Here is a 19,990-nt window from a genome sequence, read left to right on the forward strand (position 1 = left end):
TCAGGGGCTGGTTGAACGTCAGGAGGCGTGTGCGGGTGCGACACCGGCCGGGCGACCTGCCTCCAGCCGGGATTTCAGTTCGAATGCCATGTTGCGGCCCGCGACGCGGCGCGCGCGGTTGGCGGCGGCCATCCGGTTCGGCGGGAGCGTCGGCTGCGGTTCGGCGTGCAGGAAGTAGTGCACGATCACCCCGTCCAACGCAGGCTGCAACCAGACTTCCATGGTTCCGTCAAGCGCGCCGGCCACGGTCCAGCGGATTCCCTTGTCGCCTCGGTCTTCTCGGACGACCAAGGTCAGGTCGGGCCACCAGCGGCGCCAGTTGTTCGGTGCCGATAGGACATCGGCGACGGCGATCCCCGGCGCGGCGACGAACGTTTGATCGGCGACCTGGATAGTGGTCACGATGCCGCCTCGCTAGCACTCGGCTCCGTCGTGCCCACCGGCGCTGTGTCTATGGTTCGCTCGCTGCGCTCCCTCACGTAGGTGAGCGTATCGGATCGGGCCAGCCAACTCGCAGCAGTGATCACGCAACCGGCGGAGCGGCGCATCTGCCAGCGTTGCGCTAGGAAGGCGCTGTCCGCCTTCATCGACGCGTCACCGCAGCAACTGGCGCAGTCGTACGCCATGGGTGTCCCAGCGCCAGCGGTCCTCGACGAAGGCGCGGCCCGCGGCGCCCATGCGGGCGGCCGCGTCGGGGTCGGAGAGGATGTCGACCAGGGCGTCGGTGATCTGCTGGACCGAGCGTCCGTCTACTACGCGCCCGGTTTCGCCTTCGATGACCGTTTCCGGCGCGCCGCCGGAGCGCCCCGCGACGACCGGGACGCCGGAGGCGGAGGCTTCGAGGTAGACGATGCCGAGTCCTTCAACGTCGAGGCCAGCGCCGCGGGTGCGGCATGGCATGGCGAAGACATCGGCGAGGGTGTGGTGGGCGGCGAGCTCGCCGGAGGGGACACGGCCGGTGAAGATGACGTCGTCGGAGACGCCGGCGGCGATGGCGAGTTGGCGCAGCTTTTCCTCGTAGGGTCCGCCGCCCGCGATCACCAGGACCGCGCCGGGGACCCGGTCGCGGATCTCGCGCATGGCGACGATCAGCGCGTCCTGGCCTTTGCGGGGGACCAGGCGGGACAGGCACAGGATGGTCGGGCGGTCGTCGAGTCCGTAGCGGTCGCGCAGTTCCGCGCGCGCGGCCGGGTCCGGGCGGAACGCGTCGGTGTCGACGCCGGGCGGCAGGTACTCCAGCGCGGCGTTGCGCCCGAACGCCGAGGCGAAGCGGCCCCTGGTGTATTTGCTGACGTAGGTGATCACGTCGGTGTGCTCACCGATCTGGCGCAGCGCCTGCCTGGCGCCGGGCAGCATGGACCAGCCGACCTCGTGCCCGTGCGTGCTGGCCAGGATGCGTTCGGCACCAGCGCGGCGCAGCACCGGCGACATCAGCGCGAGCGGCGCGGCGGCGCCGAACCAGACGGTGTCGCACTTCTCGCTGCGCAGCAGTCGCGCGGCCCGGCGCATCACCAGCGGGGTCGGCAGCATCAGCGTGGTGGGGTGGCGGACCACCTGAAACTTCTGTTTGGCATCGAACTTCAGGTGGCTGTCGCCGCGCCAGCGTGGGGCGTACACGACGAGATCGTCCGGCGGCAGCTGACCGGCCAAGGCATGCAGATAGGACTGAATACCACCCGGCCGCGGCGGGAAATCATTGGTCACCAGCAGAGTTCGGGCCATGGTGACAACCTACTGTGTTGGATTTTCCGCGCCTGCGCGTGGCGTGTTCGTTGGCCCGGGTGTCCCTATCCGAGCGGCCGAACGGGCGCACATCAAACTGTCTGTGTTGTCAGCCAATTGCGCCAGTCGGCGACGAAATCGGCGCGGCTGGTGCCGAGCACGGTGTGCAGGATCTGGTCTTCGGTGGCCGGGGTTTGGCGGGCCGCGGCGATCTGGCGGTAGAGCTCGACGAGGCGGGATTGGTCGTATTTGTCGGCGATGTAGGCGCAGACGGACCAGGCCTGTTCGTAGATTCCGGCGGCGTTGCGGCCGGTGAAGTCGGGGTCGGCAGGGAGGTCGCCGGGCAGCTCGTGCAGGCGCGCTTGCACGGTGAGGGTGGGGGCGATGTCGGCGAAGCGGTGGCCCTGGCCACGGTGCGCGGTGTAGTCGGCGAAACCCTCGAGCATCCACAGGGGTGCGCCGTCGCGGGTCTCGGCGCGGGTGGCGATGTGGGTGAGTTCGTGGCGGAGCAGGGTGCGCAGGCCCTCGGGGTCGAGGCGGCGGCCCGCGTCGGGGCTGAACACGATGCGCTGGCCGGTCGGTCGGGTGCCCGGGATGAGCGGGTCGGCGACGGAGGCGGCGGCGACCTCGGCGGACATGCTGCCCGCGTGCACGAGTCCGGCGAATTCGGAGGGGGAGGAGGCGACGACGACCGTGGTTGCCTGCGCCCAGTCCGTGCCCCACACGTCGTTGACCGCGGTGGTCGCGGCGGGGAGTTCGCGTTCGAGGACGTCGATTTCGATGCGCTGGGCGGGATGGCCGACGACCAGGGATTGCTGTCCGTCGCCGGTCGTCACCTGGCGGGCGACGATCGGGCCGAACGGTTCGATGCTGCGGCGCACCTCGGCCAGCCGCGGGTCGGTGGCGGGGGCTTGGCCGACGGCGTCGGCGGTCGCCTGTGCCGCATGCGGTTTCGGTAGTAGTGCGGAGTTCGGCAGCATGACGAGTGCGCCGCAGAAACCGGTCAGCGTGATGACCATCGCGACGGTGAGGCAGAACTCGAAGCGTCGTCGCGCGGACCACCATGCGCGGAGTCGGCGGAGGTCGCTCACGACCGTGCCTCGCTGGTACTCGGCGTCATCATGCGTGGGGCGCGGGACGTCATGATTCGCACACTCATGACTGCACCTCCGCCATCAGGACAGATCTGGGTGGGTATCGGACAGGTTATGCCCATTCATAGTTGATCAGAATCGCCGAGCGGAGTTGTACGGTGTCGAACCCATCGGCGCGACAGCGACCGGGACACCGAAGGTGGACGCGTGCAGCATGAGTCCGTTGCCGGCGTAGATGCCGACGTGGGAGATGTCGGAGTAGAAGAACACGACGTCGCCGGGCTGCAGATCGTCCTTGGCGACGGGCGTGCCGTAGGTCGCCTGCGCGGAACTGGTCCTCGGCACGTTCTTGCCGACCTGTTTGAACGCCCACTGCACGAGCCCGGAGCAGTCGAACTGGTTCGGGCCGGTCGCGCCCCACACGTAGGGGTCGCCGATGCGGGTGAGGCCGGCGGCGAGGGCGCTGGTGCCGCTGCCGGGTACCAGTCCTTGCAGCAGGGTGTCGCGGTCGAAGCCGGGCGGGAAGGGCGAACCGGCGAGCGCGGACCTGTCCTTGGTGGACAGCGAGCCCCACGCCTGCACCACCTGGGCGATGGCGCCGCCGAGGTCGCTGCGCTTGCGTTCCAGATCGGCGCGCACCGTGTCGGCCTTGTCGGCGGCGGAGCGGGCTTCGTCGGCGGCTCTGCGTGCGACCGTCTCGGCGGCGTTGGCGGAGTCGGTCGCGACCTTGTATTGGTCGAGCTGTGCTGAGGTCTGCGAGGCGAGCACGTCCAGCGTCGACATCTGGTCGAGCAGCTGCTGCGGGGAATCGCTGACCAGCACGGCGAACAGCCGATTGGTGCGTGCGCCCTGGTAGGCGGCGATCGCGGTGCGGTCGATGATCGGCTGGTACTTGCGCACTTCGTCGCGGGCGCGGTTCACCACGTCGGTGCTCGCGGCCAGCTTGGCGTCGGCGTCGCGCTGGATGACCTGCTTGGCGTCGAGGTCGGACTGGGCGTCGAGCGCCTGCTGGTTGAGTTGCTCGGACTGCCGCGATAGGTCGATCATCCGCTGCACGGCCTCGGTGGCCGTGGTCGGGAGTGCGACCGGATCAGCTCCGGCCGGACTGCCACCGTAGAGGGCGGTGGTGGCCAGGACTCCGGCCGCCAGTGCCCCTCCGACCAGACGTCGTGTGCCATGTCTCCGGTGTGCAACCACAGCCTGCCGTGCCCCGCTCTCTCGTGAAACGATCTCTCTGGAACCGACGATCTGAACCGACGAGCCCCTGTCTACGAAATACGAGGTTTGCGATCGGCGTGCCTCGGGTACTTCGAGAAGGTCTCGATTAGGTTACGGAACGGCCTAGGTCTGTGTCCAGTAGAGAACAAAATGATCACAGGCCCCGTCAAGGGGTCGGGCCGCGACGTACGGCCCGACCAGCGGTTTCTCAGAAGCGACGGGCTCCGGCGACCGGCATCGAGGAGATCGGGGCCACCTGCACGGGCGTTCCGGCGGTGGACGCGTGCACGACATTGCCGTCGCCGGCGTACAGGCCGGAGTGGCCGCCGCCGTAGAACGACACCAGGTCGCCCGGCTGCAGGTCGTCCATCGAGACCGGGCTGCCGGCGGACAGCTGGGCGCCGCTGGTGCGCGGCAGCTCGAGGCCGGCCTGCTCGTAGGACCACTTGACGAGGCCGGAGCAGTCGAACGCGTTCGGGCCGGCGGCGCCGTACACGTACGGTGCGCCGAGCTTGCTCATGGCGGCGTCGAGGGCTTCCTCGCCGATCGTCCGCTTCGGGGCGACGAACGGCAGCGGCGCCTGGCCCGGTAGCTCGATGCCGGGGATGCCCTGCGGGATCTGGATCTCGTTCGGCACCTCGAAGGTTCCAACACCGGGGATGGTCACCGGCTGGGCCGATGCGGGGGCGGCCGGAAGCAGGAACGCGCCGATGGTGGCAGCGCCGACGGCCCCGGCGGCGATGGCACGCTGCGCCGATCGCTTGACGGATGTGGTCGTCATGATGCGGTACTCCCAATCTGCCCCACGACGCCGCACCCTGACTGGTGCTGCGGACTTCGTGTCGTTCGCACCGAGTTGGTGCGTCGGACTCCGTGAGGTCTCGAAAAGGTTACGAACACATCACGGGGGTTTGTAAAGTCCGCCTCCTGCCAAATGCGTGCGCGGGTGTGAATTCACGCTTAATCAGTGTGAGATATGTCCCAACAATCACGAAAAGATAACGACGCGTTGTCGTCGGCGAGCTTCCCGGCCGCTATCTCGGTCAGCGATGCCATGGCCGGAGGGCCGTCGGAAGTGAACCGTTTGGACATTTCCCCAGGTCGCTACGTTCATCTCGGGGACATGTACGGGTCGAACACTGGCCAGTTGGCCAACTCGCTGTGATCGGTCACAGCGAGCCCGAAGCGGCCCGTCCGCGTTGCCCGACACGCCCGAGTGATTGATACGTTTTATGTGACAATGTGAGCTGCATCACTTTTCGGCGTTCTAGATCATTTCATGGGTACCAAAACTTAAATACGCACGGCGTAATTCTGAAATCTCCTGGGGTTTTCGTGTGCGCTGAAGTCTGTCCGCGCGCGCCCGTCCTTGTCGGACCCGCCCTCTACGCTCCAGCCCGTGTCCGTCCCCGCGCCACGCAAGGCCGCCGCTCAGCAGTTGGTCTTCGATGACCTCGACACGCCCCTGTACGACACCACCTTCGTGGTCGTCGACCTGGAGACCACCGGGACCAGTCCGGGCGCCGACGCGATCACCGAGATCGGCGCGGTCAAGGTGCGCGGCGGTGAGGTGCTGGGCGAGTTCGCCACCCTGGTCAATCCGGGACGGGCGGTGCCGCCCGCGATCGTGCAGGTCACGGGGATCACCACCGCCATGGTGTACGCGGCGCCGACCATCGCGTCGGTGCTGCCCGGTTTCCTCGAGTTCGCCTCGGGCGCGGTGCTGGTCGCGCACAACGCGCGGTTCGATATGGCGTTCCTGCGCGCCGCCGCGGCGGCCAGTGACACGGCATGGCCCGTCGCGACCGTCCTGTGCACCGTGAAGCTGGCTCGCCGCGTGCTCAATCGGGATGAGGCACCCTCGGTCCGGTTGAGCGCGCTTGCTCGGCTGCTCGGCGCGAGCACGCAGCCGACGCACCGGGCCCTGGACGACGCGCGGGCGACCGTTGACGTGCTGCACGCGCTGATCGCCCGGGTCGGCAATCAGGGCGTGCACAGCCTCACCGAGTTGGTCGACTATCTACCCGACGTCACCCCGCGCCAGCGTGCCAAGCGCGTCCTCGCCGCCGATCTGCCCGCGAGCCCCGGTGTGTACCTGTTTCGCGGCCCGGCCGATGAGGTCCTCTATATCGGCACGGCGGTGAATCTGCGGCGTCGAGTACGCAATTACTTCACCGGCTCGGAGACCCGCGGCCGGATGAAGGAGATGGTGTCCCTGGCGACCAGGGTCGACCACGTCGTGTGCGCGCACGCGTTGGAGGCCGGGGTCCGCGAACTGCGACTGCTCGTCGCGCACACCCCGCCGTACAACCGTCGCTCCAAGTTCCCCAAGCGCGCCTGGTGGATCACGCTCACCGACGAACCCTTCCCGCGATTCTCCATCGTCCGTACTCCGAACCGAGATGCGTTGGGGCCCTTCAACTCCCGCGCTGACGCAACCGAACTGGCCGTGATCATCGCGGAATACACCGGCCTGCGCACCTGCAGCACTCGCCTGCCCAAGAGTGGCACGCACGAGTGCCCGCCAGCGATCGTCGGCGGCTGCCCCGCGGCAGTCAGCGGCACTCCTATTAATACAGAGGAATACGCACCGGCCCCCGCGCTCGTGCGCGCCCTGTTCGCGGGCTACTCCGACGCACCGCTGCGCACCATGCTCGACCACATCGAAACCCATTCCCGCGCTGAACATTTCGAAGCGGCCGCCCGGTTGCGCGACCGTACCGCCGCCGTCGTCCGCGCCCTGTACCGCACCCAGCGCCTAGCCGCCGTAGCGCGCATCGCGGAACTCATCGCCGCCCACTCCGACGGCGCGGGCGGCTGGGAGTTCGCCGTCATCCGCTACGGACGCCTCGCTGGCGCGGGAAACGCGGCGCGCGGGGTGCCCCCGATGGCCGTCGTCGAACAGATCGTCGCCGCCGCCGAAACAGTCGTCCCCGAGGGCGGCGTGTCCGCTCAGGTCCAGATCACGGTTCAAGATCATGGGGAACTGGTGGCGGCAAATCGCGAGAAGCTTCCGCCACCAGTTCCCCATGATCTTGAACAACGCCCAAACGGCGACAGCCGCACTCTTTCTGGGGATCCGCACCTCGACGTGACGGGCTCCGTCGCCGCGGAGGTGGTCGACGTCGCGGCTCGGGATTGGGTGCCGGTGAATGTGCCGCCGTTGCGAGGGGCTTCGCCTGAAGAGGCGGCGCTTGTCGCGCGGTGGCTTGCGCGGGCGGGGGTGCGGATCGTGCGGACCAGTGCGGGGTATCGGGAGCCGATGTATGGGGCCGCGCGGTGGTTGGGGTGGGCGGACGTGGCGGATGCCGCGGCGCGGGCGCAACCGGCTGAGGACGAGTACATCGACCGCTTAGGCTGAGCGCATGATTACCGCGATCGTGATGATTGACGCCGACAATGGCCGCATTCCCGAGACCGCGCAGGCCGTTGCGGACACCGAAGGTGTTGCCGAGGTGTACTCCTGTGCGGGCGATGTGGATCTGATCGCGATCGTGCGGGTGCGCGACCACGAGCAGATCGCCGAGGTGGTGACCAACCGGCTCGACAAGGTCGCCGGTGTCGCGCGGACCACCACGCACATCGCGTTCAAGTCCTACTCCAGCGCGGACGTGGAAGCCGGGTTCTCGCTGGGCGAGTGATCAGCCGATGACCATCGACTTGCCGGTGAAGTTACCGCTGTCGCGCGGCGCGAGCACCCCGGTCGAAACGCCCTCGCAGGTGGCGTCGGCATAGACGGTCACCACGCTGTCGGTGTCGTTCTGGAAGTCGCGGATCGCGTCCTCGCCGAGCAGCACGCACCCGGTTCGGCCGTTGTAGTTCACGCCGCCGACAAACAGCCCGCAACCGTCGGCAACGGCCAGCGGCGCGGCGGCGCACACAGCCGCCACCGAAAGGCTCCCGAGAACTGCACGAACGCTGCGTCGCATGCTGTGCTCCTCGCCGGTCGAGCCGTCCGGCACAAGCCCGCGCCGAGTCGGCTATGTAATGGAGGTGCCAATCTAGCTACCGCGCTGACCATATCTTATGCGCGCTAGCTATTTCCGCGCCTCGCGTTCAGCGCTGATCCGGCGACCTGGAACTCGGGCTGACCCAGCGACCCCGGGACTCGGGCTGATCCGGCGACCTGGCACTCGGCGAGCGATACCCCGCGCCGGGCCCGTCGGACTACCCGGCTGGTGGGTACTCACCCTGTGCCCGCCGCATCGGCAGCCGCGCCGCATGTTTCGCCGCGCCCGAATGGCTGGCCATTGTGTGTGCGCTACCTATTTGTGCGTCTCGGGCTCCGCGCTGACCCTGACACTTGGGCTGACCCAGAACTCAGGCGAGCCCGAGTCTGTGACCGCGCTCGACGTGAGGCTGGTGCTTGACCTGGGACAGTCGCTCGACGTGAGGCTGGCGCTCGACCTGAGACCGGTGCTCGACTTGAGGTCGGCGCTCGACCTGAGACCGCGCTCGACGTGAGGCTGGCGCTCGACGTGAGGCTGGTGCTCGACTTGAGCCTGGCGCTCGACGTGAGGCTGGCGCTTGACCTGGGACAGTCGCTCGACGTGAGGCCGGTGCTCGACGTGAGACCGGTGCTCGACGTGAGGTCGGTGCTCGACCTGAGACCGCGCTCGACGTGAGGCTGGCGCTCGACGTGAGACCGGTGCTCGACGTGAGGTCGGTGCTCGACCTGAGACCGCGCTCGACGTGAGGCTGGCGCTCGACCTGAGACCGGTGCTCGACTTGAGGTCGGTGCTCGACCTGAGACCGCGCTCGACCTGAGACCGCGCTCGACGTGAGCCTGGCGCTTGACCTGGGGCTGGCGCTCGACTTGAGGTCGGTGCTCGACCTGGGACCGGTGCTCGACTTGAGGTTGGCGCTCGACCTGAGACCGCGCTCGACGTGAGGCTGGCGCTCGACTTGAGCCTGGCGCTCGACGTGAGGTTGGCGCTTGACCTGGGACTGCGCTCGGCCTGAGACCGGCGCTCGACATGAGGCTGGCACTCGACCCGAGACGGCATTTGCCCTGAGACCGGCACTCGCCAGCGGAGTAGGTCAGCGGTTGCCGAGGGTGACGGTCAGTTTCGTCCATCGTTCGAGTAGGGCGGCAGCGTTGCCCGAATCGATGGCTTCGGCGGCGCGTTCGAGTCCGCCTGCGAGCGCGTCGTGCACGTCGGCGTCGAAATCGACTGTGCCCTGGGACAAGTCGTAGGCGACGATGGCTGCGGCGGAGTTCACCAGGACCGCGTCGCGTACCGCGCCGCTGGTTCCGGCGAAGACGCTGCGCGCTACGCCCGCGTTGAGTTCGGCGTCGCCGCCGCGCAGCGCCTCGAGGCCGACGCGGGGGATGCCGAGGCGGGTCGGGTCGATGGTGGTTTCGCGCATCTGGCCGCCGGATACGACCCATGCGTTGGTGGTGTCGGAGGTGGTGATCTCATCGAGTCCGTCGTTGCCACGCACCACCAGCGCGCTTGCGCCACGTCCGGCGAACACGCCCGCGATCACCGGAAGCAGGTCGACGAACGCGCAGCCGACCAACCCGGCGCGCGGTTGCGCCGGATTCGTCAGCGGCCCGAGCACATTGAAGACAGTGGGAATGCCGATTTCCTTGCGTGCCGCACCCGCGAAACGCAGCGCGGGATGGAATACCGGCGCGAAACAGAACCCGATCCCGACCTCGCGCACGCAGCGCGCCACCGCCTCCGGCCCGAGCACCAGCCGCACACCAAGCGACTCGAGCACGTCGGCGCCGCCGCTCTTGGACGAGGCCGCGCGATTACCGTGCTTGACCACCGGCACTCCGGCCGCGGCGACCACGATCGAGGACATGGTGGAGATGTTCACCGAACCGGATCGGTCGCCGCCGGTGCCGACGATGTCCACCGCGTCGCCGTCGATGTGCACCAGCCTGGCGTGTTCGAGCATGCCGGCGGCGAGGCCGGTCAGCTCGGCGGGCGTCGGGCCCTTGATCTTCATGGCGACGCCGAACGCCGCGATCTGGGCGGGGGTGGCGTTGTCCGACATGATCTCGTCCATCGCCCATGCCGTGTCGTCCGCGGCCAGGTCGCCACCGTCGGCGAGGGTTCCGAGCACCTGGGGCCAGCTGCGCACGCTCATGAACTTACTTTCTCCCGTCACACTGGTTTCACACCAGTTTGTCGCGGTGCAGCTTACTGCGCGCTGTCGGGGGAGGACCCGTCGTTAAATCGTGCCGGTCACCACGAAGGCTGACGTACCTATCAAGGCCCTGATTGCTCGTCCACAACACGGGGCTGCAGCGCGTCCCACCCATCGGCGGTACCCTCATGCCGCTGCGCAAGCCCGGCCATCCGCGAACGCTCCTGCGAACAATGCAACGCGTCGAGCACCTGAACCCGCTGCAGAATCACCCGCTCCAGCGCATCCGTCCCCGGCCCACCAACCTGCGGCGCGGGCGCATACCCGTCCTGCGCGGCGATCGCGCACACCGCCTCGACCTGATCCGGCGGTATCCGCAGATGATGCCGCAGCACCGCGTCCGCGCCGGACTCCAGCTCGGTCGCCCGCGCCAACGCCGCCGAACAGGCCTCGGCGTCATCGAAACTCGCCGCGACCACCACCAGATCGGCCCGACTCGGATCCAGCGGCGCCGGACCGCCTCGCCCGAACAATCGACGCCATACACGCGGTGCCACATCGCCTCCATCTCAGCTTTTACTTACGCACACCTGTCATGCTGTGGTCCAGCTACCCGAGGGCACGCGGACCCGGCACGCGAATACGTCCCGACCGACGCCGCCAGGGCGAGGGCGGGCCGACTTCAACACGCCGAGCCCTGGTCGAGAGCCTGTCTGTCCGTGGGTTTTCCGACACGGAGACACAAGTTTCGCACCCGGGTACTTGTGTCGTACTACGACGAGTCATACTTACCCCCGTGACGACCGCAGTAGGGACCCCCGGATCGGCCATTACCCAGCGTGTGCACTCGCTGAATCGGCCCAACATGGTCAGCGTCGGTACCATCATCTGGCTGTCCAGCGAGTTGATGTTCTTCGCCGGCCTCTTCGCGATGTATTTCGTCGCGCGCGCCCAGGCGCACGGTGTCTGGCCGCCGGAACCGACCGAGTTGAACCTCAAGCTCGCCGTGCCGGTCACTACCGTGCTGGTCGCGTCGTCGTTCACCTGCCAGATGGGCGTGTTCGCCGCGGAGCGTGGCGACGTGTTCGGCCTGCGCCGCTGGTACGTCGTCACCCTGATCATGGGCGCGATGTTCGTCGCGGGTCAGGGCACCGAGTACCACGCGCTGTACCAGGAGGGCACCTCGATCTCGAGCAGCGCCTACGGCTCGGTGTTCTTCATCACCACCGGTTTCCATGGTTTGCACGTCATCGGCGGTCTGATCGCGTTCGTGTTCCTGCTGATCCGCACCAAGGTCAGTAAGTTCACCCCCGCCCAGGCCACCGCCGCGATCGTCGTCTCGTACTACTGGCACTTCGTCGACATCGTCTGGATCGGGTTGTTCGCCACGATCTACTTCGTCCGCTGAGTCGGGCATACCCCAGTCTTTTGCACACGTCGGTTCCGTCTACTCCAAAGGGACACAGATGAGTTCATCTCCCCCGTCAGCGCCAGAGCCCGCAAGCAACGGGAACGGCGAGGCCAGCAAGACACGCAGGCAGCGCCGCGTTCGCCGTCGCATCGCGGGTGGGCTCGCGCTGTTGGTGGGCCTCGTCGGAGCAGGCTTCCTGGCAGCGGCTTTGACGCCGGACCCGCAGCGGGCAACCGCGAACGAGGATTCGTCGGCGCTGATCCGCGAGGGTAACCAGCTCTACGACACGTCTTGCATCACCTGCCACGGCGCGAACCTGCAGGGTGTGCAGGACCGCGGCCCCAGCCTCATCGGTGTCGGTGAGGCCGCCGTCTACTTCCAGGTGTCCTCCGGCCGCATGCCGATGGCCCGCAACGAGGCCCAGGCGCAGCGCAAGCCACCGAAGTTCGACGAGCACCAGACCGACGCGCTGATGGCGTACGTGGCGGCCAATGGTGGCGGCCCGACCGTGGTGCGCGACGCGAACGGTCAGATCGCGCAGGAGTCGCTGCGCGGCGACGATATCGCCCGCGGTTCGGAACTGTTCCGGATGAACTGCGCCTCCTGCCACAACTTCACCGGCCGCGGCGGCGCGCTGTCCTCCGGTAAGTTCGCACCCCCGCTGGAGCCCGCCTCCGAGCAGCAGGTCTACGACGCGATGATGACCGGCCCGCAGAACATGCCGAAGTTCTCCGACCGGCAGCTGACGCCGGAAGAGAAGCGCGACATCGTCGCCTACGTCATGAACGCGAAAGAGGAGAAGGCCCCCGGCGGCTGGGACCTCGGCGGCTTCGGTCCCGCGACCGAGGGCCTGGTCATGTGGGTGATCGGTATTACGACCGTGGTCGGTGCCGCGATTTGGATCGGGTCTAGGTCATGACGGATGAGAAGGAGCCAAACGACATGGGTCGGCCGGATGAGGGCCACGACGGCGAGCCGTCGAAGGAATCCACGGGCCACGGTTCCCACGAGGTAGTGGCGGGTTCCGACGGCCACGCGGTCGCGGAGTCCGACGCGCACGCGGTGGCGGAGACCGACAGCCACTCGGTGAAGCGGGAATTCACCGAGGCCGAACTCGACGCGATGTCGCGCGACGAGCTGGTCAAGCTCGGCACCGAGCGCGACGGCGTCGACGTCGCCTACCGGCGCGAGCGGTTCCCGGTTCCGGGCACCCGCGCCGAGAAGCGGGCCGAGCGCGCGGTCGCGTTCTGGTTCGCCGTTTCCGGCATCGCCGCGGCGGCGCTGGTCGGCATCTACCTGTTCTGGCCGTGGAAGTTCAAGCCGTCCGACGACGAGGGCCACACCGCCTACTCGCTGTTCACCCCGCTGGTCGGTGTCACCTTCGGCGTCTCGGTGCTGGTCATCGGCGTCGCGGTGGTGCTGATCCGCAAGATGTTCATCCCCGCCGAGCTGTCCATCCAGGACCGCCACGACGGCCCGTCGCCCGAGGTCGAGCGCCGCACCCTGGTCGCCGAGCTGACCGACGCGCTGGAAACCTCCACGCTGGCCCGCCGCAAGCTGATCACCCGCACGGCCGGTGCCGGTGTCGGTGTGCTCGGCATCGGCGCGCTGCTGGTGTTCGTCGGCGGCATGGTGAAGAACCCGTGGGCCAAGCGCGACAAGTCGCCGCTGTGGGTGTCGGGTTGGACGCCGGACTTCGAGGGCGAGACCATCTACATCCGCCGCGACACCGGTCGCCCCGAGGACATCGTGCTCGTCCGCCCCGAGGATATGGACGCGGGCGCCATGGAGACGGTGTTCCCGTGGAAGGAGAAGTGGCGCGGCGACGAGCACGCCACCCTGCAGTCGCTGCGCGGTATCCGCAACGCGGTCATGATGATTCGCCTGCGCACCGCGGACGCGCAGTCGGCGATCAAGCGCAAGGGCCAGGAGAGCTTCAACTACGGCGACTACTTCGCCTACTCGAAGATCTGCACCCACCTCGGCTGCCCGACGTCGCTGTTCGAGTCGCAGACCAACAAGATCCTCTGCCCCTGCCACCAGTCGCAGTTCCTGGCGACCGAATGGGGTAAGCCGGTCTTCGGTCCCGCCGCTCGCGCACTGCCGCAGCTGCCGATCACCGTCAACGCCGAGGGCTACCTGGTCGCCAACGGCGACTTCATCGAGCCGCTCGGCCCGGCCTACTGGGAGCGTCGTTCATGAGTCCATCAGTCGCCGCACAGGCCAACGAAATGGACGAGCGGTACCAAGCCGCCGCGTTCATGAAGCGGTCGATCAACAAGGTCTTCCCGACCCACTGGTCGTTCCTGCTCGGTGAGATCGCGCTCTACGCGTTCATCATCCTGCTGCTGTCGGGTGTCTACCTGACGCTGTTCTTCGATCCGTCGATGACCGAGGTCGTCTACAACGGCTCCTACCAGCCGTTGCGCGGCGTCACCATGTCGCGGGCCTACGAGACGGCGCTGGACATCACGTTCGAGGTGCGTGGCGGTCTGTTCGTCCGCCAGGTCCATCACTGGGCCGCGCTGCTGTTCGCGGCGTCGATCATCGTGCACCTGTTCCGCATCTTCTTCACCGGCGCGTTCCGCAAGCCGCGTGAGGCGAACTGGGTGATCGGCTCGCTGCTGCTCATCCTGGCCATGTTCGAGGGCTTCTTCGGTTACTCGCTGCCCGACGACCTGCTGTCCGGCACCGGCCTGCGGGCCGCGTTCGGCGGTATCACGATGAGTATCCCGATCGCGGGCACCTGGATGCACTGGCTGATCTTCGGCGGTGACTTCCCTGGCACGATCATCATCCCGCGCCTCTACATCGCGCACGTGCTGCTGCTGCCCGGCATCATCCTCGCCTTGATCGCCGCGCACGTCGCACTGGTCTGGTACCAGAAGCACACCCAGTTCCCCGGGCCGGGCCGCACCGAGAACAACGTGGTCGGCGCGCGCATCATCCCGGTGTTCGCCGCGGACCAGGGCGCGTTCTTCGCGTTCACCCTCGGCATCATCGGCATCATGGGCGGTCTGTTCCAGATCAACCCGATCTGGAACCTCGGCCCCTACAACCCGTCCCAGGTTTCCGCGGGTTCGCAGCCGGACTTCTACATGATGTGGACCGACGGCCTCGCGCGTCTCATGCCGCCGTGGGAGCTGTACCTGGGTCGCTACACCGTGCCAGCGGTGTTCTGGGTGGCGCTGATCATGGGTCTGGTGTTCACGGTGCTGATCATGTACCCGTGGATCGAGAAGCGGCTGACCGGCGACACCGCAGGCCACAACCTGCTGCAGCGTCCGCGCGACGTGCCGGTGCGTACCGCGATCGGCGCCATGTCGATCGGCTTCTACGTCGTGCTTACCCTGTCCTGCGTCAACGACATCGTCGCGCTGAAGTTCGACATCTCGTTGAACGCGACCACCTGGATGGGCCGCATCGGCATCCTGGTCGTGCCGCCGCTCGCGTACTTCATCGCCTACCGGTTCTGCATCGGCCTGCAGCGCAGCGATCGGGCAGTGCTCGAGCACGGCATCGAGACCGGCGTGATCAAGCGTCTGCCGCACGGTGAGTACATCGAGGTGCACCAGCCGCTCGGCCCGGTCGACGACCACGGCCACCCGATCCCGCTGGAGTACCAGGGCGCGACCGTCCCGAAGAAGATGAGCAAGCTCGGCTGGTCCGGCAAGCCAGGCACCGGCAGCTTCCTGCGCCCCGACCCGTGGCAGGAAAGCGAGCAGCACTTCGAGACCGAGCACGCCGAAGAGCACAAGCAGCTCGCGGTGTTGCAGAAGCGTCAAGAAAAAGAACATGGTGGCAAGCACAGCCACTGATAGGTGAAAACCAAAGGCCCCGAGTCGATTTCAGACTCGGGGCCTTTGCGTTGAGGTCGTCCCTCGAGTGCCTCGTGCCCGCACTGTGCTGGCGAAATCAGTTGTCACGCTGGGGAAACACGAAGGCCCCGAGTCGATCGGACTCGGGGCCTTGGCTTTTGGGCTCTACAACCGAGGCGTGCTGCGGCGGGATGCCTCGATGGCCTCGAACTTGGCTAGATTGTGGCGGGCGTCGGCGAGGGCGTCGTGTGCGTCCGGGGGGACGGGGGGTAGCTCGGGGCGGCCGTGCGCGTCCCAGTGCTGGCGCAGCTCGTTGGTGTAGCGGGGGAGGGCGGTGGGTAGGTCGACCATGGAACCCCACAGCTGGCACAGCGCCACGTGGTCGTACGCGCCGACCCAGGCCCACATCTCCGGCACCACCGACGAGCGCGGCACCAGGAACTTGTACAGGTCGTCGCGGATCTGCTTCCTGCTGCGCCACAGCGGCGAGGACGGCGAAGGCAGCTGCGGCAGCACGTGCCTGCGCACCCACGGGCCGGCCCGCTCCGGATCGAATTCGGTGGACACCGCGTAGTATTCGCGCCCGTCCTCGCACACGACACCGATGGAAACCAGGTCGATAACGACCCCGTCCTCGATGAATTCGCAGTCGTAAAAGTATCGAAGCGAGATCGGTCTACTCCTCAGCAATTCGGTACGGCGCCGGATCTGTGGGCGTAGCGCCGGGGGTACATCCCGAACAATCACCCTAGGTGGGAGGGGGTCCGGATTCGCAGCCGGGCTCTGGTCCGCGGGGTGGTGGCCGGGACCACCCCTATGGTGGGTACCACGGACGTCCGAGTGGTCCGTATTCTGAACGAGTGAACTGGACCGTGGACGTACCGATCGATCGCCTCCCGGAACTGCCGCCGCTGCCTACCGAATTGCGCAGGCGGTTGGACGAGGCGCTGGCCCGCCCCGCGTTACAGCAGCCGTCGTGGGATCCAGAACAGGCCGCGCAGATGCGCACCGTGCTGGAGAGCGTGCCGCCGATCTGCGTGCCCGCCGAGGTGGAGGACCTGCGCGAGCAGCTCGCCGAGGTGGCCCGCGGCGAGGCGTTCCTCATGCAGGGCGGCGACTGCGCCGAGACGTTCGCCGACAACACCGAGCCGCACATCCGCGGCAACATCCGCACGCTGCTGCAGATGGCCGTCGTGCTCACCTACGGCGCGAGCCTGCCGGTGGTCAAGGTGGCTCGGATCGCGGGCCAGTACGCGAAACCGCGTTCCTCCGATACCGATTCGCTCGGCCTCAAGTCCTACCGGGGCGACATGGTCAACGCGCTGGTCGCCGATGCCGCGCAGCGCGAGCACGACCCGTCCCGGCTGGTGCGCGCCTACGCCAACGCCAGCGCCGCGATGAACCTGGTGCGCGCGCTGACCGGCGCAGGCATGGCCGACCTGCACAAGGTGCACGACTGGAACCGTGACTTCGTCGCCAAGTCGCCCGCCGGTGCCCGCTACGAGGCGCTGGCCGAGGAGATCGACCGCGGCCTCGCGTTCATGACCGCCTGCCGGGTGAACGACCCCAGCCTGAAGTCGGCCCGCATCTACGCCAGTCACGAGGCGCTCGTCCTCGACTACGAGCGCGCCATGCTGCGCCTCAGCCGCAACGCGGCGGGCGAGCCGGTGCTCTACGACCTGTCCGCACACTTCCTGTGGATCGGCGAACGGACCAGGCAGCTCGACGGCGCGCACATCGCGCTCGCCGAACTGCTCGCCAACCCGATCGGCCTGAAGATCGGCCCGACGACCACGCCCGATATGGCCGTCGAGTACGTCGAGCGGCTCGACCCGAACAACGAGCCGGGCCGGTTGACCATCGTCTCGCGGATGGGCAACGGCAAGGTCCGCGACGTGCTGCCGCCCATCATCGAGAAGGTGCAGGCCACCGGCCACCAGGTGATCTGGCAGTGCGACCCGATGCACGGCAACACCCACGAGGCCTCCACCGGCTTCAAGACCCGTCACTTCGACCGCATCGTCGACGAGGTCCAGGGCTTCTTCGAGGTGCACCACGCCCTCGGCACCCACCCCGGCGGCCTGCACATCGAACTCACCGGCGAAGACGTCACCGAATGCCTCGGCGGCGCCCAAGACATCTCCGACCTCGACCTCTCCGGCCGCTACGAAACCGCCTGCGACCCCCGCCTCAACACCCAGCAGTCCCTGGAACTCGCCTTCCTCGTCGCCGAAATGCTCCGCTGAACAAGGGTTTTCAACGGCCGTGTCGCAGATGCGCACAAATCTTCTTGTGGCCCATCGCAACTCGCGAGTCACTCGGCTGACAGCTCGCAGTGCCGCACTATGCGGCCGCACGCCTTCTGATTTCCGGCACCTGAAATCGCATGCGATTCCCGATGCCGGAAATCGGGAAGCGTGCGGCGAGGTGTGAACCGGGGCTGGACGAAGGGTGCGCGGTCGGGAACCCTGGTGGGCGAAGGCCATGCGCGTGGCGAGGCCGGGAAGCGTACAAGGGCAATGGCGCACGGCGAGGCCGGATCCCGGGCTGCGGGGGCGTAAGCGCGTGAGTTGATATCGGGCCGGATGAGATTACTGCCTAGGGCAGGGCGACCAAAGACACGGTGTTGCCCGACTCGATGTTGGCGCCGACGGCGGGGGTTTGCGAGACGATGAGTGAACTGTCGCTCGCTACAAGCTGTTTCACCTCGACCTGGACGCCGAGAGACTGGAATTTCGCGCGTGCGTTGGCGACGGTCCAACCGCGTACGTCGGGCATCTTCACTGCGTTGGAGACGAGCAGGGTGACGCCGTCACCGGACTGGATGGTCGTGCCCGCGGCCGGGTCGGTGCCGATCGCCTTGTCGGCGTCGATGGTGCGGTCGTACTGACTCTTGGTCTCGCGCACCGCGATACCCGCGTCGGTGAGCATCTTCGTCGCGTCGGCGGTTGCTTTGCCGCGCACGTCGGGCACCTTAACCGGCTGAGAACCCTTGCTGCGGTACACCTTTACCTGTCCGCCCATCGGGAGGACGGTGCCTGGACCCGGATCGGTCTTGGCGAGCGTGCCCTTCGGCGCGGAGTTGCCTATCTCGCCGGAATCCACCGGTTGCAACCCCGCGTCGCGAATCAGCTGATTGACCTTGGTGAGTGGATCACCCGACTGTACGTCGGGCACCTTCGGCTTACCGCTGGACACCAGGACCGCGACCGTCGACCCCTTGGTGACCCGCGATCCCGCCGACGGATCGCTGCCGACCACACCACCGACGGGAATGATGTCCGACGCCTTCTGCCGAATCTGAGTCTCGAACCCGGCGTCGCGCAGCTCCGCGACCGCGCGATCGGAGTCCATCCCGGCGATCGCCGGAACCGGCGAATAGCGCCCGACACCGAGCCACCAACCGCCGACACCGACGACCAGCGTGAGAATCACCACGATGGCCACCCACAGCCAGCTCGTGCGCCGCGATTTGGTGCGGTCGGGCGCGTAGGCCTGATACGGCGACGGCGCGTACTGCTGACGCGGCGGTTGCGGGTCATAGTCGTCGGGCGGACCGTAATCCACCCGGGACCGCGGCGCGGTGACCACCTTGGTGTGCTGCACCGTCGGCGGCGTGTAGGCGGGCGCGGCCATCGCCGTCGGCTGCTGGCTGGTCGGCGTGGCGACCCGATAACTCGCGCTCAAATGCTCGGCCGACTCCTGCGGCGCGGGCACCCGGTACGGCGGCAGGTTCAGCTTCGCGCCGATCTGGCGCAGCGCGGCCGCCATCTCGTTCGCGTCGGCGAACCGGTGCGCCGGCTCGCGCGCGGTGGCCTTGGCGACCAGCTCGTCGAACTCCGGCGGCACACCCGAGATGAACCGGCTCGGGCTCGGCACATCGTTCTCGATCCGCTGAAACGCCACGGATAGAGAGGTGTCGCCGGTGAACGGAACCCGTCCGGTCAGCAGCTCGAAAATCAACACGCCGAACGAGTACACGTCACTGCGCGCGTCGGCAGTGCCGGTGGTCACCTGTTCGGGGGACAGGTAGGCGGCAGTGCCGAGAATCACGCTGGCCGAGGTGGTGTTGGCGGCCGCCACCGCGCGAACCAGACCGAAATCGGCGATCTTGACCTCGCCCGCATCGGAGATCAGCACGTTCTCCGGTTTCACATCCCGATGCACCAGACCCGCCGAATGCGCGACACCGATTGCCGCGAGCACCGGCTCGGCCACCGCGCGCACCGCATGCGGCGGCATCGGACCGCGTTCGCGCAACAACTCGCGCAACGTGCCGCCCTCGACCAACTCCATGATCAGAAACGGATACTCACCGTCGATGCCCTGGTCATACACCGCGACCAGCGACGAATGCTTGAGCTTGGCGACAGCGCGGGCCTCGAACTCGAACCGGGAAAGGAACTGCGGATCACCGGCGAACTTCGGGTCCATCACCTTGATGGCCACCGGCCGATCAAGGCGGGTGTCGACGCCCCGGAAGACCATCGACATGCCGCCGCGGGCGATCGGCGCATCGATGCGATAGCGCCCTTCCAGCATCTGGCCGATCAATTGATGTCCTCCGGCTTTCACAAAGTTCTCACCCCTCGCGGTTGATCCCACAAGCGATCGACCGCCCCGTG

General features: G+C 67.6%; 18 protein-coding genes. 8 read left to right on the plus strand and 10 right to left on the minus strand.

The window, feature by feature from the left end:
• Nucleotides 1–18: 18 nt before the first annotated feature.
• The 5 genes from OG203_RS39140 to OG203_RS39160 all read right to left on the minus strand — a co-directional run bounded on the left by OG203_RS39140 (nt 19) and on the right by OG203_RS39160 (nt 4,815).
• Nucleotides 19–402 (minus strand): polyketide cyclase / dehydrase and lipid transport, encoded by a 384-nt coding sequence (locus tag OG203_RS39140; RefSeq protein WP_405162237.1) that lies wholly within the window; start codon nt 400–402, stop codon nt 19–21.
• Between the two features lie 192 nt (nt 403–594).
• Nucleotides 595–1,722, minus strand: a complete 1,128-nt coding sequence (locus OG203_RS39145) for a glycosyltransferase family 4 protein (RefSeq protein WP_405162238.1) — start codon at nt 1,720–1,722, stop codon at nt 595–597.
• Nucleotides 1,723–1,814: 92 nt separating this feature from the next.
• Nucleotides 1,815–2,813 carry a hypothetical protein gene (locus tag OG203_RS39150; RefSeq protein ID WP_405162239.1) on the minus strand — a complete coding sequence of 333 codons (999 nt, stop codon included), beginning with the start codon at nt 2,811–2,813 and terminating at the stop codon, nt 1,815–1,817.
• 135 nt (nt 2,814–2,948) lie between these two features.
• Nucleotides 2,949–4,013 (minus strand): NlpC/P60 family protein, encoded by a 1,065-nt coding sequence (locus OG203_RS39155; RefSeq protein WP_405162240.1) that lies wholly within the window; start codon nt 4,011–4,013, stop codon nt 2,949–2,951.
• Nucleotides 4,014–4,242: 229 nt separating this feature from the next.
• Nucleotides 4,243–4,815, minus strand: coding sequence for a C40 family peptidase (locus tag OG203_RS39160; RefSeq protein WP_405162241.1), 573 nt, complete (start codon nt 4,813–4,815; stop codon nt 4,243–4,245).
• Between the two features lie 618 nt (nt 4,816–5,433).
• Between OG203_RS39160 and OG203_RS39165 the strand changes: the two genes are divergently transcribed.
• Together OG203_RS39165 and OG203_RS39170 are read left to right on the plus strand one after the other, a co-directional pair.
• Complete coding sequence (locus tag OG203_RS39165) at nt 5,434–7,395, plus strand: DEDD exonuclease domain-containing protein (protein WP_405162242.1); 1,962 nt, start codon at nt 5,434–5,436, stop codon at nt 7,393–7,395.
• 4 nt (nt 7,396–7,399) lie between these two features.
• Nucleotides 7,400–7,675 (plus strand): Lrp/AsnC family transcriptional regulator, encoded by a 276-nt coding sequence (locus OG203_RS39170; protein ID WP_405162243.1) that lies wholly within the window; start codon nt 7,400–7,402, stop codon nt 7,673–7,675.
• On the opposite strand, the gene OG203_RS39175 is transcribed toward OG203_RS39170, so the two are convergent.
• The gene (locus OG203_RS39175; RefSeq protein WP_405162244.1) at nt 7,676–7,963 is read right to left on the minus strand and encodes a hypothetical protein; all 288 of its coding nucleotides are present in this window, start codon (nt 7,961–7,963) and stop codon (nt 7,676–7,678) included.
• Nucleotides 7,964–8,494: 531 nt separating this feature from the next.
• Here OG203_RS39175 and OG203_RS39180 point away from each other — a divergent pair.
• On the plus strand, nt 8,495–8,659 hold the full coding sequence (locus tag OG203_RS39180) for a hypothetical protein (protein WP_405162245.1): 165 nt from the start codon (nt 8,495–8,497) through the stop codon (nt 8,657–8,659).
• 415 nt (nt 8,660–9,074) lie between these two features.
• Here OG203_RS39180 and trpD read toward each other — a convergent pair whose 3' ends face one another.
• Together trpD and OG203_RS39190 are read right to left on the minus strand one after the other, a co-directional pair.
• Complete coding sequence (gene trpD, locus OG203_RS39185) at nt 9,075–10,136, minus strand: anthranilate phosphoribosyltransferase (protein WP_405162246.1); 1,062 nt, start codon at nt 10,134–10,136, stop codon at nt 9,075–9,077.
• A 122-nt stretch (nt 10,137–10,258) separates the two neighbouring features.
• The gene (locus OG203_RS39190) at nt 10,259–10,693 is read right to left on the minus strand and encodes a hypothetical protein (RefSeq protein WP_405162247.1); all 435 of its coding nucleotides are present in this window, start codon (nt 10,691–10,693) and stop codon (nt 10,259–10,261) included.
• A gap of 239 nt (nt 10,694–10,932) precedes the next feature.
• Here OG203_RS39190 and OG203_RS39195 point away from each other — a divergent pair, with 239 nt between their 5' ends.
• The 4 genes from OG203_RS39195 to OG203_RS39210 are packed head-to-tail and all read left to right on the plus strand — an operon-like array spanning nt 10,933 to nt 15,365.
• Nucleotides 10,933–11,544 (plus strand): heme-copper oxidase subunit III, encoded by a 612-nt coding sequence (locus tag OG203_RS39195; RefSeq protein ID WP_405162248.1) that lies wholly within the window; start codon nt 10,933–10,935, stop codon nt 11,542–11,544.
• 58 nt (nt 11,545–11,602) lie between these two features.
• A complete protein-coding gene (locus OG203_RS39200; protein WP_405162249.1) occupies nt 11,603–12,466 on the plus strand; it encodes a c-type cytochrome in 864 nt (287 codons plus the stop codon).
• A 23-nt stretch (nt 12,467–12,489) separates the two neighbouring features.
• Nucleotides 12,490–13,749 (plus strand): ubiquinol-cytochrome c reductase iron-sulfur subunit, encoded by a 1,260-nt coding sequence (locus tag OG203_RS39205; protein ID WP_405168138.1) that lies wholly within the window; start codon nt 12,490–12,492, stop codon nt 13,747–13,749.
• Nucleotides 13,746–15,365, plus strand: coding sequence for a cytochrome bc complex cytochrome b subunit (locus OG203_RS39210; protein ID WP_405162250.1), 1,620 nt, complete (start codon nt 13,746–13,748; stop codon nt 15,363–15,365). Before OG203_RS39205 ends, OG203_RS39210 begins: the two co-directional genes overlap by 4 nt.
• A 165-nt stretch (nt 15,366–15,530) precedes the next feature.
• Here OG203_RS39210 and OG203_RS39215 read toward each other — a convergent pair whose 3' ends face one another.
• Entirely contained in the window at nt 15,531–16,052 is a 522-nt protein-coding gene (locus OG203_RS39215) for a polyadenylate-specific 3'-exoribonuclease AS (protein WP_405168139.1), read from the minus strand.
• 173 nt (nt 16,053–16,225) lie between these two features.
• Between OG203_RS39215 and OG203_RS39220 the strand changes: the two genes are divergently transcribed.
• Nucleotides 16,226–17,611: a class II 3-deoxy-7-phosphoheptulonate synthase gene (locus OG203_RS39220; protein ID WP_405162251.1), complete on the plus strand. Its 1,386-nt coding sequence runs from the start codon at nt 16,226–16,228 to the stop codon at nt 17,609–17,611.
• A 352-nt stretch (nt 17,612–17,963) separates the two neighbouring features.
• Here OG203_RS39220 and pknB read toward each other — a convergent pair whose 3' ends face one another.
• Nucleotides 17,964–19,907, minus strand: a complete 1,944-nt coding sequence (gene pknB / locus OG203_RS39225; protein WP_405168140.1) for a Stk1 family PASTA domain-containing Ser/Thr kinase — start codon at nt 19,905–19,907, stop codon at nt 17,964–17,966.
• Nucleotides 19,908–19,990: the final 83 nt, after the last annotated feature.

The sequence above is a fragment of the Nocardia sp. NBC_01499 genome (assembly GCF_045040275.1).
GTDB lineage: Bacteria > Actinomycetota > Actinomycetes > Mycobacteriales > Mycobacteriaceae > Nocardia.

Bases quoted from the DNA above. Each gene is read 5' to 3' on its own strand.
- pknB (WP_405168140.1), bottom strand. From the start codon at position 19,907: ATGCTGGAAGGGCGCTATCGCATCGATGCGCCGATCGCCCGCGGCGGC.
- OG203_RS39205 (WP_405168138.1), top strand. From the start codon at position 12,490: ATGGGTCGGCCGGATGAGGGCCACGACGGCGAGCCGTCGAAGGAATCC.
- trpD (WP_405162246.1), bottom strand. From the start codon at position 10,136: ATGAGCGTGCGCAGCTGGCCCCAGGTGCTCGGAACCCTCGCCGACGGT.
- OG203_RS39175 (WP_405162244.1), bottom strand. From the start codon at position 7,963: ATGCGACGCAGCGTTCGTGCAGTTCTCGGGAGCCTTTCGGTGGCGGCT.
- OG203_RS39145 (WP_405162238.1), bottom strand. From the start codon at position 1,722: ATGGCCCGAACTCTGCTGGTGACCAATGATTTCCCGCCGCGGCCGGGT.
- OG203_RS39210 (WP_405162250.1), top strand. From the start codon at position 13,746: ATGAGTCCATCAGTCGCCGCACAGGCCAACGAAATGGACGAGCGGTAC.
- OG203_RS39160 (WP_405162241.1), bottom strand. From the start codon at position 4,815: ATGACGACCACATCCGTCAAGCGATCGGCGCAGCGTGCCATCGCCGCC.
- OG203_RS39200 (WP_405162249.1), top strand. From the start codon at position 11,603: ATGAGTTCATCTCCCCCGTCAGCGCCAGAGCCCGCAAGCAACGGGAAC.
- OG203_RS39170 (WP_405162243.1), top strand. From the start codon at position 7,400: ATGATTACCGCGATCGTGATGATTGACGCCGACAATGGCCGCATTCCC.